The following is a 13,534-nucleotide window of genomic DNA, read 5'->3' on the forward strand; positions in this document are numbered from 1 at the left end:
TTGACATTCGGACATTGTCCCGGATGCTAGGTTGCCATGGCTCCACATTTGCTCATCATCTGGCACAGTCGCACGGGATCAGGCGAGGCGCTGGCCCGTGCCGCATACGATAGCGCAGGCCGATCGACACAGCTCATCGCTGCGGAGGCAGTCGATCCGAAGTATCTGCTGGATGCCGCAGGCTATCTGTTCGTCTGTCCCGAAAATCTCGCGTCCATGAGCGGAACGATGAAAGAGATGTTCGATCGGTGCTACTATCCAGTGCTCGGCCGGATTGAAGGGCGCCCTTACGCTACGATTATTTCCGCCGGTTCGGACGGGGAGGGCGCTCAACGTCAGATAGATCGAATCGCTACGGGATGGAGGCTCCGTCGCGTGGCTGAGCCAGTTATTGTTCTGACACACGCTCAGACGTCGAAAGAAATCCTCGCCCGGAAAGTTCTGACCGGTCAGCAACTCCGCCAGGCCGAAGAAATCGGTGCAGCGCTGTCTGAAGGACTGGCGGACGGCATATTCTGAGCATTGAAGAATTAATATGCGGCACGATTGTTTGTTCACGCAAGTATTGCTTGATTTTCGGGCAATTACATGGAGAAAGGGCCCGATCGAAAGGGTTGAACATAGTTAACCGCACACAAAAAGATCGCTGGTCACGGATCGGAGACCTTTTTTTGCTCTTTCCCAGGGGCAGGGAGCCTGATTCAGCTACGATGCGGGCCAAGTGCGATGATGCGGGGCGGATTGCGGTTACTCACGAAATGCCCGCTAATGGTGAACGCGCCGCTGGGTTTGAATTGTTGCGCGATGGCATGGCGTTCGATCTAATCGGGATGGCTCCGGGCCCATCACCAGTGCCGCCACAATCTCGGCATCGCTACGGCGTTCCTGAAGATCTGATCGAAACCCGAAAAGCGGCGCTGATTCTTCGGCCGGGACTGCATCTGGAGGGCGGAGCGTACAGCTTGCCGGTTGTGCGGGTGATGATGGACCTGGCATGCGCTCTGGCACGCGAACTCGATGATCTATGCGCGCTTTCCTGGCGGCCGGCATCCAGCCTGGTGGGGGTCGAATTCTTCTGCAACTCGATCACCCACTGGATTGGGGGCGGACCTTTTCCGGCGTTGGGTTTAACCGGGCTGGCAACCGCGCCTGATGGTGGCCTTCATTCCGAAGGGCTGGTTTACTTCATCGGGCAGGAATTGCGAGTTGAGCCTGAACTGGCCGAAGACAAAATGCGAGCTGCTCAACTGGCGGTTCGACTGATCAATCAGTTGGTATATGAAGGACGAATGGAGGCGCGTCAGCAAATTGTTGCGCCCGATGGAATGCAGCTGCTCATGGAGCCTTCGATCAACAAACGATTTATTCGCGTTCGGCGTGCGTGAACGGCTTTTCGCCGACTGCAAAAATGCTTTTCCCCGTCGGCCCTTCATCTCATTTCGTCGCGTAAATCGCCCGCAATCGCCCGCCTATGATTCGTCATTGCAACGGCATCATCTATTGCCGTTGCAAATAAAATACTTTCCTTTCGCTCATTGGCAGAGATGTTGGAACGTCTTGGGCATGCGCTGATCGGCTTTGATGATTTCCGCCGCAATGGCTTGCTGCTTCCTGCGCGCGATAGCGCGGCACTGCGGCTTGCCTTGCTGCAACGTGCGTTACGACGACGCCTGCTCAACCCGCCCGGCAGGCCTTTCCACCTCAACCGGCGCGATCCGGTCGGCGCCGGATTCGATTTTACCAATTAAGATGCAATGGCGGAAAGCCTGTGGGGCGCAACTCAGAACATGGCTGCTTTCAGAGCGACCTTTGCGTCCTGATATTGCTGTTCGAGCCGATCCACGCGCTGGGCCACTGTTTCTACCGCATCGATAGCGCCGACCCCCTGGCCTGAGCCCCAGATATCTTTCCAGGCCTTCGCCTGGGTGTTGCCGCCTGATCCGAAGTTCATCTTGCTTGGATCGCTGACGGGCAGATCGTCCGGGTTGAGCCCGGCGTTTTCGATGGAGCTACGCAGATAGTTACCGTGCACCCCGGTAAAGAGGTTGGAATAGATGATATCCACCGCTTGCGAATCGACGATCGATTGCTTGTACGCAGCATCGGCATTGGCTTCCTGCGTCGCAATCCACGCCGAGCCGATATAGGCGAAGTCCGCCCCCAGTGCTTGCGCGGCGAGAACGGAGCGCCCGTGCGCGATCGATCCCGACAGTGCCACCGGCCCATCGAACCAGCTGCGGATTTCCTGCATCAGCGCGAATGGGGACTGGGTGCCTGCGTGACCGCCGGCCCCAGCGGCGACCGGGATGAGGCCCGTCGCACCTTTCTCGATCGCTTTATGAGCGAAGCGCTGGTTGATAACATCATGCATAGTGATGCCGCCCCAGTTCTTCACGGCCTTGAACACCTCTTCCTGTGCGCCGAGCGATGTGATGACGAGGGGAACCTGCCACTTTTCGCAGACGCCCATATCTTCCTCCAACCGGTTGTTGGACCGGTGGACAATCTGGTTCACGGCAAACGGCGCGGCCGGACGGTCGGGATTGTCGCGATTGTGTGCGGCCAGCTCTTCGGTGATCTGGTGCAGCCATTCGTCCAATACGCCCGAGGGGCGGGCATTGAGAGCGGGAAACGATCCGACAATACCCGCCTTGCACTGTGCAATAACCAGCTCGGGGCCGGATACGATGAACAGCGGCGATCCGATCACCGGCAGACGCAGGCGGTCGAACGGGGCGGGAAGGGCCATACGAAAACTCCGTTGCAGTTAAAGACTTTAAACTCGCCTAGCGAGTGATGGGGCAGGTGTCGAGAGCGGGTAGTCAGCCCGCGTCGAGCAGGTGTTGGAGGCGATAGATCTTCGCTGCAGTCCCAGCATAAAGCTGTTGCTTTTCCGTATCCGATGCTCCTGCAGTGATCCGTTTGAACGCGTTCCACAAAGCGGGATAACTGGCCCCCCACCGGTCAACCGGGTAATTGCTTTCGAACATGGCCCGTGCAGGGCCAAATGCTTCAATGCAGGTTTCGATATAGGGACGCCACATTTCAGCCAGCTTGTCCGATCCGATTCCGGCAGCAGGGCCTTCCTCCGGCATCATGCAGAATGCCATTGCCAGGCCGCCAAGCTTCACGGAAACATTTGGGCATTCGGCCAATGCCTGAATGTTGTCCCGCCAGCGCCCGAAGTGATCGCCCAAAGTACCTTTCCAGCGCCCGATGTTGAGTGGGGTGCCGCAATGGTCCAGCACGATGGTTTGTTCCGGGAAAGCCCGTGCCAGATCGATCACGTCACCCAGTTGTGGTTCAAGAACCCATGCGTCGAAGATCAGCCCGCGTTTGCCTAATTCGGCAAATCCTTCGCGAAATGCGCTGTCGCGATAGAGCCCTTCAGGATGATGAAACGGCGGACCGAGCGTTTCGGGATCGCTATCCCACGCACCCGCATGGCGAATGCCGACAAAGCGCGGCGAAGCGGCCATCAGGGAATCGAGCACATCGCCCGACTTCGCGCCTAGTCTCAGGTCCGCGTGGCCGACGATGGAGGCGCACGGGCGGTAATCGCCGTAAAGGCCACTGGCCCCTTGCGCGGCAACCCCGTTGACGAATTCCACTTCGCCCACCGGTTTCGTCGCATCGTCACGCGCCGCATCGTAAAAAGCGCCGCATTCCATAAACACCGTGCCGATAACGTTGTGGCCGGTGTGCGTATCGGCGTGAAGCTGATCGAATGTGTAGTAAGCCGCGTCGACCAGCGCATCGATAAATGGATGATAAGGCTGAGGGAATACCGCAAGTAAATGCCGCAAATCCCACAGGTGATGGTGGGGGTCGATAATCGGCAGATCGGGTTCGAGGATCTCTTCTGCAGGCATTGGCTCTCTCTCCGGCTTTGTGGCCGAAAGTGGACCATAAGCAGTGGCAGGCTGCAACTGAAATCAGCGTGATCTTGCGTGGCTCGGTAAAACTCGCGCTCTGCCGAATCTCGGTTACCCTCTCTCCATTTGCAAATCGTACAAATGGAGGGAGGGGGAGAAGTATCTCAACTTTCAGGGATTCAGCTTATCCCGCCTGCGAAACGGCAGTGTTCGCTGCGCTCAACACAGCTCGGACGCTGGCTGTGGCGATGTCTTCATCGATGCCGCAGCCCCAGATCGTGTTACCGGCGCTGTCCTGACATTCAAGATAGGCGGCCGCACGCGCGTTAGTGCCGGTACCCAGAGCGTGCTCGGTGTAATCGGTCACTTCCAGATCGACACCGAACGCCTCTTTCAATGTCGCAAGAACGGACGAGATCAGGCCATTCCCGCGCCCAGAAACTGATTGCGCTTTCCCTTCCACCTCGATCGTCCCGGCGAATACGCGGGTACCATCGGCCGCCTTGCCCTCCTCGTAATCTACCAGTTGGAAGTGCTTGGGTCGGATTTGCACATGATAGGCCTGACGGAAGGTTTCCCAGATATCTGCGGCGTTCAGTTCGCGACTCATTTCGTCGGCCACGCGCTGTACATGGCGACTGAAATCGGCCTGCATTTTCTTAGGCAGTTTCAGGCCCTGATCTTGCTCAAGAACCCATGCGAAGCCACCTTTGCCCGACTGGCTGTTGACGCGGATCACCGCCTCGTAATTGCGGCCCAGGTCGGCAGGATCGATCGGCAGATAGGGTACGCGCCACTGTTCGTCGTTCTGCTTGCCGTGCGCTTCGAAGCCTTTCTTGATGGCGTCCTGATGGCTGCCGGAGAAAGCTGTGAACACCAGTTCGCCGCCATATGGGTGGCGCTGATGCACGGGGATTTGGTTGCAGTATTCCACCGTTTCGATGATCCGGTCGATATCGGAAAAGTCGATGCCAGGATCAACCCCTTGAGTGTACATATTGAGCGCTACTGTCACGAGGCAGCAGTTGCCGGTGCGTTCACCGTTTCCGAACAGGCACCCTTCCACACGGTCCGCCCCAGCCATCATGCCCAGTTCCGCTGCGGCAACCCCGGTGCCGCGATCATTATGTGTGTGCAGGCTTACCACCACACTGTCGCGATTGGGAATGTTGCGGCAGAAATACTCGATCTGATCGGCGTAGATATTGGGCGTTGCCGCCTCAACCGTAGCGGGGAGGTTGAAGATAATTGGATGGTCGGGCGTGGGTTGCAGCACATCCATCACTGCGCTGCACACTTCCAGACTGAAATCGAGTTCAGCAGTGGAGAAGGTTTCCGGGCTGTACTGGAAATGCCAGTCGGTGTCGGGCCGCTTCCCGGCCTCGTCACGCATAGTTTTGGCACCGGCGATCGCGATTTCGCGCACCTCGGCCTGGCTCATCCGGAACACGATGTCACGCCATGCCGGGCTGACTGCGTTGTAAAGGTGGACGATGGCCGCCCGCGCACCGTCGAGACTTTCGAAGCTGGTGCGGATCAGATCTTCCCGGCTCTGGGTCAGTACCTGAATCAGGACATCCTCGGGAATACGGCCCGATTTGACCAGCCCGCTGATGAAATCGAATTCGGTCGCACCTGCGCTGGGGAAGCCGACTTCGATTTCTTTCACACCGATTTCTACCAGCATGTCGAAAAACCGACTTTTTTTGACCGCATCCATCGGATCGATGATCGACTGGTTGCCATCGCGCAGGTCTGTACTGAGCCAGCGGGGCGGGGTTGTGATCGTGCGGCCCGGCCATTGTCGATCGGGCAGATCGACTTGCGGGAAGGGGCGGTACTTGCGGCTCGGATCGGAGAGCATTGTCATGATGGCTGGTGCCTTATCGCCTGATGCGCACAGCACAACCGCTGCACGACTTGGAAATGCCAAATTTTCGCTTGAAGCCCTTAGGCGGGTGCCGCGTCATCGGAGGATGCACGGCGAAGGTCGCGCCTAAGGGCGCGTAAGTCGAATAAGCTGTAGGGCGAGCCAATTCTTCATTGCACAGGTGATATGATCGACCGCACAGGCTTTGTCCACCACTCGTTTCACCTGCCTGGCAGGCAAGCCTGTGCGTTGGGTAAATCAATGCCAATCTGGCGATCGAATAAATCAAGATAAGCATCTGCCGCCGCCGAAAGGCGATGCCCGCCGATTGCCTGTTCGATAGCCTCAACCTGAGGGAAGGGCTGTGCCGCACGCTGCTGCAATGCCTCTGCAAGTTGGTCGGCATCATGAGCGCTAACCAGCATTCCCAGCGTAGGATTGCGCGCGACGAGGCCTTGCAGCCAAGCCGTGCAGGGGGAGGCGACAAAGGGCATCCCCGCCACCAGCGCTTCGCCAATCACTGCGGGCACACCTTCGTAACGCGAAGTCATTAGCAACATGTCGGCTTCACGAAAGAATGATGCCGGATTGGCGATATGGCCGTGCAGGGTGACGTAGTCAGCAAGTCCGAGTCGTGCGACCTCCTTGTGCACCGCTTGCTCCATCGCTCCGCCACCCACAATCGTGAGTGTGAAAGCCGTACCGAGATCCCGTAGTCGTGCTGCAGTGGCCAGTGCCAGCAGCGGGTTTTTCTGCGGTTCGAGTCGGCCGACGAACAATAACGACAGTGGCGAGGATGGTCGCCCGCTGCGAGCCACCACGGGCACGTCGTCATCGAGAAAGGGGTCGCGAATCGCGACGATACGTTGGGACGGAACGAACTGCGAAAGCTCGTCGCGCAGGTCGGGCGACATCGCGACCAGCCTGTCCACTCCGCCCGACCACCAGGCAGCCAGCGTCCGAGCAAGTTGTCCGGTTCCAAGCGCTGCCGGAATAAGCGGATTACTTACTTTGCCGAGGATTGGCACTTCGGGCATTGCCCGCTTCAAAGCGCGAGCAACCGCAAAATGGAAGTTGCCGATGAGAAACACGGCATCGGGGGCGAGCGCCTTGGCTGGACCCGCCATAGCCGCACCCAGTCGCATTCGGGAAAATGTGCTGCGCGGCACGGGTTCAGCCAACACCTCGATTCCAACGCCATGCGGCACCTGCGGTGCCATCGGGCCATCGCTTGCCCCAGCTAGTAATGTAACCCGCCTCCCCCTGCGGACCCATTCGCCCGCCATACGAAAGGCAATCCGCTCAGTCCCACCGAGCGAGAAATCATGGATTGGGATCAGGATGTGCTGTGCGTTTGCCTCGCCCATAGACCTGTCGAACACGAAAAGGCGCACGATGTGAAGGGCATCGCGCGCCTTTTTGCGATTCTTATTGGCTGGTCAGCTTAGTTTTTTTCCTGATCGACCAGTTTGTTCTTGCCGATCCACGGCATCATCGCGCGCAGGCGAGCGCCAGTTTGTTCGATCAGATGCGCTTCGGCAGCTTTGCGACTCGCCTTCAGCTCGGGCTGGCCCGCGCGGTTGTCGAGCACGAAGTCTTTCACGAAGCGACCCGATTGAATATCCGCCAGAACTCGCCTCATTTCCGCCTTAGTTTCATCGGTGATAATCCGCGGACCGGTGGTGATGTCGCCGTATTCTGCAGTGTTGCTGATCGAATAGCGCATATTGGCGATGCCGCCTTCATAGAGCAGATCCACGATCAGCTTGGTTTCGTGCAGACATTCGAAATAGGCCATTTCAGGTGCATACCCGGCTTCGACCAGCGTTTCGAAGCCCGCCTGAATCAAGTGAGTGATCCCGCCGCAAAGCACGGCCTGTTCGCCGAACAGATCGGTTTCACACTCTTCCTTGAAATTGGTTTCGATGATGCCCGAACGTCCGCCACCAACGCCGCTGGCATAGGCGAGGGCAACATCGTGAGCATTGCCAGTGGCATCCTGATGCACGGCGATCAGACAAGGCACGCCCCCGCCACGCTGATATTCGCTCCGCACAGTATGGCCGGGGCCCTTGGGTGCGATCATGATAACGTCGATGTCCGCCGGCGGTTCGATCAGGCCGAAATGGACATTGAGACCGTGTGCGAAGGCGAGCGCGCTGCCTGGCTTCATGTGGCCAGCCAGATCGTCGTTCCAGATTGCGGCCTGATGTTCGTCCGGCGCGAGGATCATCAGAACGTCGGCCCATTCGGCAGCTTCGGTGTTGGTCATCACTTTGAAGCCAGCCTCTTCCGCCTTTTTCCGCGTAGATGAACCGTCGCGCAGCGCGATGGCGACTTCCTTTACGCCGCTGTCGCGCAGGTTCTGGGCATGGGCATGGCCCTGACTGCCATAACCGACGATCGCGATTTTCTTGTCGGTGACCAGATTGAGGTCGGCATCGGCGTCGTAATAAACCTTCATGTTCGTTCCCTCTTCATCCCCGGCCAAAGCACGGAGTAGAAATGTAGTTGTCTCAGAGTGAATATCCGGCCCGTAGGCCCCCCGCCACACAGGGGCGACGGAATTTTTCTAAGGCCGCCTTAAGCTGCTGCGGCCCCACGCATCATACCGACGATGCCGGTGCGGCCAACTTCGACCAGACCAAGCTCGCGCATCAACACGATGAAGCTATCGACTTTGTCCGGCGGGCCGGTGATCTCAAAAACGAAGCTCTCGGTTGTCGTGTCGACCGGGCGCGCGCGAAAGATGTCCGCCAGGCGCACGGCTTCAACCCGTTTTTCGCCGGTGCCAGCAACCTTTACCAGCGCCAGTTCGCGCTCCACATGCGGACCCTCGGCGGTGAGATCGGTTACCTTATGGACAGGGATCAGGCGTTCAAGCTGTGCATGTATCTGATCGATTACCGGCGGAGGACCGTTGGTGACGATTGTGATCCGGCTGACCGCGTGATCTTCGGAAATGTCAGCCACTGTCAGGCTGTCGATATTGTAACCACGTGCCGTGAACAGGCCTGCAATCTTGGCGAGAATTCCCGCTTCGTTGTCGACAGTGATCGCCAGAACGTGCCGCTCGGAATCGGCTTGATGAATTTTCATGTCCATATGCCCTTACACCAATGCCTTGGCTTCATCGTCGAGCGTGCCACTGACCATATCGCCATACAGCAACATGTCTGTATGCGCCGCACCGCTGGGGATCATGGGGAAACAGTTCGCTTCCTTTGCGACACGACAATCCACGATCACCGGCCCATCATGATCTATCATGGCCTGAATACCGGCATCGAGCTGGCTTCCATCTTCGATCCGAATCCCCTTCCAGCCATATGCTTCCGCCAGACGCACAAAATCAGGCAAACTATCGGAATATGAGTTGGAATAGCGGCTCTCATACGTCAATTCCTGCCACTGACGCACCATTCCCATGAATTCATTGTTCAGAATGAATACCTTAACAGGCAGTCTATACTGACTAGCGGTGCCCAGTTCCTGAATATTCATCTGGATGCTCGCTTCGCCTGCGATATCGATGACCAAGCGCCCCGGATTACCCAGTTGGGCGCCAATCGCAGCGGGCAGGCCATAACCCATCGTGCCCAGCCCACCGCTTGTAAGCCAGCGATTAGGGCCGAAAAAGCCGAAGTACTGCGCGGCCCACATCTGGTGCTGGCCCACTTCGGTTGTGATCACCGGATCTGCATTCTTCGTGAGGGCGAACAGCCGTTCTATCGCCTTCTGTGGCATGATTTCAGCGTCGTTTTCAGGATACGTGAGGCTTTCGCGGGCCTTCCAACCCGTGATGCGCGCTTTCCACTCACTCAGATCCTTCGCCTTACGTTCGCCCCATACCGAGATGATCTGATCGAGAACGGCAGTGCAATCGCCAATGATTGGCAAGTCTACCGGCACCGTCTTATTAATACTGGCCCGGTCGATATCGATATGAATCTTTTTCGAATCCGGGCTGAATGCATCAAGCCGACCGGTTACCCGGTCATCGAACCGCGCGCCGATGCAAACCATTACGTCACATCGGTTCATCGCCATGTTGGCTTCGAATGTGCCGTGCATTCCCAGCATGCCCAGCCAATCGGGATGATCCGCCGGAAATGCGCCCAGCCCCATCAAGGTGCTGGTAACTGGAGCCCCCGTGAGGGACTGCAACTGCCTCAATAACTCAGTGGCGCGCGGACCAGAGTTGATGACGCCGCCGCCCGTGTAAAAGATTGGGCATTCAGCCTCGGCCATCATTTCGACTGCATCGAGAATATTGTCGAGCGGTGCGACCGAAGGCGGTGTGTAGCGCGCCGAGGCCGACTTTGCCTCAGCCTGCGCCCCCCACGATGCGAGAGCGACCTGCACATCTTTCGGTATATCGATCAGCACAGGGCCGGGGCGTCCGCTGGTCGCGATACGAAATGCCTCCTCGATGGTCGCACGCAACTTAGAGGGGTCTTTCACGAGATAATTGTGCTTTGTGCAATGGCGCGTGATGCCAATAGTGTCCGCCTCCTGAAAGGCGTCAGTACCGATCAGCGGAGTTGCAACCTGCCCGGTGATGACCACCATCGGGATCGAATCCATGAAGGCATCGGCAATACCGGTCACCGCATTGGTCGCGCCCGGGCCGCTGGTGACGAGCACAACGCCCGGCTTGCCCGTGGAACGCGCGTACCCTTCCGCAGCATGCGCGGCACCTGCTTCATGACGCACAAGAATGTGGCGAATACGCTGCTCCGAAAACAATTCGTCGTAAATCGGCAGCACTGCGCCGCCAGGATAGCCGAACACGAATTCGACTCCCTGCTCCACAAGGCATTCGACCAGTATGTTTGCGCCGCTGCGCTCTTCCACGTCACTCATCCTTCTGAATTCGGCACCTCAAAGGGCACTAAGCGTCTTGCTTCAAAAAATCGACCCGACGCGATCAAGCGCGCCGGGCCTCCTCTCCTGTTACGTTGAGGGGCTCCTATTGATTATGAAATATCATGTCAATAGTAATTTTGGAAATAATATTTCAAAATCCATGAGGGTATCGGAATAATTTGCGTTCGCACGTATCCAATGTTCGGGCAACTGGTGGCGGAACCATGTGAATTGGCGCTTGGCATAGTTCCGCGTGGCCTGCTGCCCGGCGGCGACCGCATCGGCGCGGGCCATGTGTCCGCGCAGGAAAGCGGCAATTTCAGGGACGCCAATGGCACGCATGACCGGCATTGTCGGATCGAGAGATCTGGCCAATAGCGCTGTCACTTCTTCGATCGCGCCATTCTGCATCATACGCTCGAACCGAAGATCGCACCGGTCGTACAGCCATTCGCGCTCTGCCGTCAGAATCAGCGGAGCGAGCGATATATCACCTCCGATCCCCCCTTCTTTGCGCGTCTGCCAGTGAGCGAGGGGCCTCCCGGTCGAACGGATAACTTCGAGTGCGCGTGCTATGCGGGAGGCATCGTTTGGGGCCAGTGATGCCGCGCGGATCGGGTCTTCCGACTGCAACGCCGCGTAACATTCGGCAACCGGGAGAGAGCGAACAGTTTGTCGTATCGTCGGGTCGATAGGAGGGATCGGTGCAATCCCTTCTAGCAGGGTGCGAATATATAATCCCGTGCCACCGACCAATATCGGCAATGCGTCTGATGCATGAGCCTGCTGGATTTCAACCTTTGCCGCCGTGGCCCAATCTGCCGCAGAGCACGCTGTTGCACCATCCCACGCACCAAACAGACGATGGGGAATGCCGGCCATTTCCTCATCTGAGGGACGAGCGCTCAATACGGACAAGTCCGCGTAAACTTGTGCACTGTCCGCGTTGATGACGATTGATCGTAATCCGCGACATTCCCGCGTCTTGGCCAATTGCACCGCCAGATCGCTCTTGCCGCTGGCGGTCGGCCCTGCAATGAGCACGACCGGCTGACCTGAACCAAACATCTGCGGAGAATTTTCGTTGCTCATCGCCCGCCTGATAGCAGACCCTGAAGGGCTGGAAACACGTCTCGATGCAGTAACTGTGGCGCTGGAGCGCGAGGGGATGCCTGTCGCGCTGGCGCAAATGACCGATTTCTGCGGCGATGTTCTTCAGATCGCATTGCCTGCAGGCAATGCGAGCGTTGTGCGACGGCTGATAGATGAACATTTCACACCTGCCGATGTGCTGATTTCTCAAGTCGACTTCCATATCCCACAGCTGTTTGTGTCGGATATGGATTCAACGATGATCGGGCAGGAGTGCATCGATGAACTGGCCGACTTCGCTGGGCTGAAAGGCAAGGTCGCCGCCATCACGGAACGGGCGATGCAGGGGGAACTCGATTTTGCCAGTGCATTGATCGAACGGGTCGAATTGCTCGCCGGAATGCCCGAAGCGACGATAGATACCTGTCTGGCAGACCGTATCCGCCCTATGGCCGGGGCCCAGCAACTGGTAGCGACCTTGCGCGCAAAAGGATGCAGGACCGTTCTGGTTACCGGGGGTTTTCATCACTTTGCCGATCCGATTGCCGCTCAGCTTGGGTTCGATCACGTTGTTGGCAATCGACTTGCGGTTGCAGACTGCAGGCTGACCGGTCAATTGGCGGGCCCGATTGTCGATAGTTCAGTGAAAGAGCGCGTGCTGCGCGAGGAATCTGCTAGGATAGGAGAAGGGGCGATCAGCCTCTCTACCGGGGACGGAGCGAACGATATTCCGATGCTACGCGCGGCGACATGGGGCATCGCGTATCGCGCAAAGCCAAAGGCGCGTGCCGCAGCTGACGGGGCAATCGACCGTGGCGACTTGACGGCCATTCTCGACCTTCTGGGCATTCCACGTGATGAATGGGTTGCGTCAAGCGTCGGTTGATCTTTTCAGTTGTTGATTGCAACGTTATGCTACCCTCTCTGCCTGAGGATGCGTTGCACGATGACACAACACCAGTCGATCACCCCATTGCGCCCGACCCTGGGCCTGGCATCGGATGGCACTTTATTTTGCGATCCGAGGCGTAAAGAGCCTAAGCGAGATATTCCAAAGGCGTTTCACCATTTTCGCGAACTGATTAAAGACAAAGAGGATACCTCCCATGTCTTTGAAATCTACGATGCGTTGCCATCGCGCAATTTCCGTCCGCGTGCCCATAGCTTCACTTTGAGTGCCCGGGGCGACGCATTGCGCGCTGCGGAACCGTACCTTCCGTCGATACTGGATGATCACGACGCCCTGTTGCAGATGCCGAGAGACAGTGTCGCAGAAGCTTATGTATGCTTTATGGAAAGCGAGGGATTGAGCGCAGCAGGACTGGTCGCCGAATCCGAAAAACTGGGCCGCCCCAAATATGGCGATCTGATGGAATGGTATGGTTTCCGTCAACGCGACACGCATGACCTGCTACACGTTCTGACCGGCTATGGCCGAGATGCATTGGGTGAACAATGTGTGTTGCTGTTCACTCATGGTCAAAGCCCGAGCCTTGGGCATCTGCTGCTCGGCTACGCTGGCGCGGCAAATATCAAGAAGCAGGTGAAGAGCAAGGCCCCGGTTTATCGAGCCGTGCGAGAGGCGCAGCGTATTGGGAAAGTGTGTCCGTCGATTGTCGAGATGTCTATTCGCGAATTGCTGGCGATGAACCTGTCGGAAGTTCGCAAGCAGCTCGGGATCGCCGAACATCAGTGGTACCGCGCCTGCCACGAAACATGGCGAGCCGAACGGGTCGATCCCTACGATCTTCTGGCCAATGCGGGGTAGCTAATTGGCGAGAGCAGGGGACTCTCGCCGGTTGGGTTTAGGTAAAAAGGGCTGACCGCT

The 13,534-nt window shown here is 57.7% G+C and carries 13 protein-coding genes; 5 read left to right on the forward strand and 8 right to left on the reverse strand.

Going from position 1 to position 13,534, the window contains the following annotated elements; genetic code table 11:
• Positions 1-36 precede the first annotated feature (36 nt).
• The 3 genes from CV013_RS04295 (at position 37) to CV013_RS15640 (ending at position 1,748) form a co-directional block, all read left to right on the forward strand.
• Positions 37-519, forward strand: coding sequence for a flavodoxin family protein (locus CV013_RS04295; protein ID WP_102154040.1), 483 nt, complete (start codon positions 37-39; stop codon positions 517-519).
• 95 nt (positions 520-614) lie between these two features.
• Positions 615-1,385: a hypothetical protein gene (locus CV013_RS04300; RefSeq protein ID WP_148070620.1), complete on the forward strand. Its 771-nt coding sequence runs from the start codon at positions 615-617 to the stop codon at positions 1,383-1,385.
• Positions 1,386-1,535: 150 nt separating this feature from the next.
• A complete protein-coding gene (locus CV013_RS15640; RefSeq protein ID WP_232806561.1) occupies positions 1,536-1,748 on the forward strand; it encodes a hypothetical protein in 213 nt (70 codons plus the stop codon).
• 32 nt (positions 1,749-1,780) lie between these two features.
• On the opposite strand, the gene CV013_RS04310 is transcribed toward CV013_RS15640, so the two are convergent.
• The 8 genes from CV013_RS04310 to miaA all read right to left on the reverse strand — a co-directional run bounded on the left by CV013_RS04310 (position 1,781) and on the right by miaA (position 11,706).
• Positions 1,781-2,749, reverse strand: a complete 969-nt coding sequence (locus CV013_RS04310) for an NAD(P)H-dependent flavin oxidoreductase (protein ID WP_102154043.1) — start codon at positions 2,747-2,749, stop codon at positions 1,781-1,783.
• A gap of 73 nt (positions 2,750-2,822) precedes the next feature.
• Entirely contained in the window at positions 2,823-3,872 is a 1,050-nt protein-coding gene (locus tag CV013_RS04315) for an amidohydrolase family protein (RefSeq protein ID WP_102154044.1), read from the reverse strand.
• Between the two features lie 187 nt (positions 3,873-4,059).
• A complete protein-coding gene (gene leuA, locus CV013_RS04320) occupies positions 4,060-5,745 on the reverse strand; it encodes a 2-isopropylmalate synthase (RefSeq protein WP_102154045.1) in 1,686 nt (561 codons plus the stop codon).
• A gap of 221 nt (positions 5,746-5,966) precedes the next feature.
• Entirely contained in the window at positions 5,967-7,112 is a 1,146-nt protein-coding gene (locus CV013_RS04325) for a glycosyltransferase (protein WP_102154046.1), read from the reverse strand.
• A gap of 77 nt (positions 7,113-7,189) precedes the next feature.
• Complete coding sequence (gene ilvC, locus CV013_RS04330; protein WP_102154047.1) at positions 7,190-8,209, reverse strand: ketol-acid reductoisomerase; 1,020 nt, start codon at positions 8,207-8,209, stop codon at positions 7,190-7,192.
• Positions 8,210-8,328: 119 nt separating this feature from the next.
• Positions 8,329-8,844 carry an acetolactate synthase small subunit gene (gene ilvN / locus CV013_RS04335; protein ID WP_102154048.1) on the reverse strand — a complete coding sequence of 172 codons (516 nt, stop codon included), beginning with the start codon at positions 8,842-8,844 and terminating at the stop codon, positions 8,329-8,331.
• 12 nt (positions 8,845-8,856) lie between these two features.
• Positions 8,857-10,611 carry a biosynthetic-type acetolactate synthase large subunit gene (ilvB, locus tag CV013_RS04340; RefSeq protein ID WP_102154049.1) on the reverse strand — a complete coding sequence of 585 codons (1,755 nt, stop codon included), beginning with the start codon at positions 10,609-10,611 and terminating at the stop codon, positions 8,857-8,859.
• 123 nt (positions 10,612-10,734) lie between these two features.
• On the reverse strand, positions 10,735-11,706 hold the full coding sequence (gene miaA / locus CV013_RS04345) for a tRNA (adenosine(37)-N6)-dimethylallyltransferase MiaA (RefSeq protein ID WP_102154050.1): 972 nt from the start codon (positions 11,704-11,706) through the stop codon (positions 10,735-10,737).
• Between miaA and serB the strand changes: the two genes are divergently transcribed.
• Positions 11,699-12,592 (forward strand): phosphoserine phosphatase SerB, encoded by an 894-nt coding sequence (gene serB / locus CV013_RS04350; protein WP_102154051.1) that lies wholly within the window; start codon positions 11,699-11,701, stop codon positions 12,590-12,592. The two genes, miaA and serB, sit on opposite strands and share 8 nt — an antisense overlap.
• 60 nt (positions 12,593-12,652) lie before the next feature.
• Positions 12,653-13,474, forward strand: a complete 822-nt coding sequence (locus CV013_RS04355) for a Coq4 family protein (RefSeq protein WP_102154052.1) — start codon at positions 12,653-12,655, stop codon at positions 13,472-13,474.
• The last annotated feature ends 60 nt before the right edge of the window (positions 13,475-13,534 follow it).

The organism is Tsuneonella flava, assembly GCF_002870965.1.
Taxonomy (GTDB): Bacteria; Pseudomonadota; Alphaproteobacteria; order Sphingomonadales; family Sphingomonadaceae; genus Tsuneonella; species Tsuneonella flava.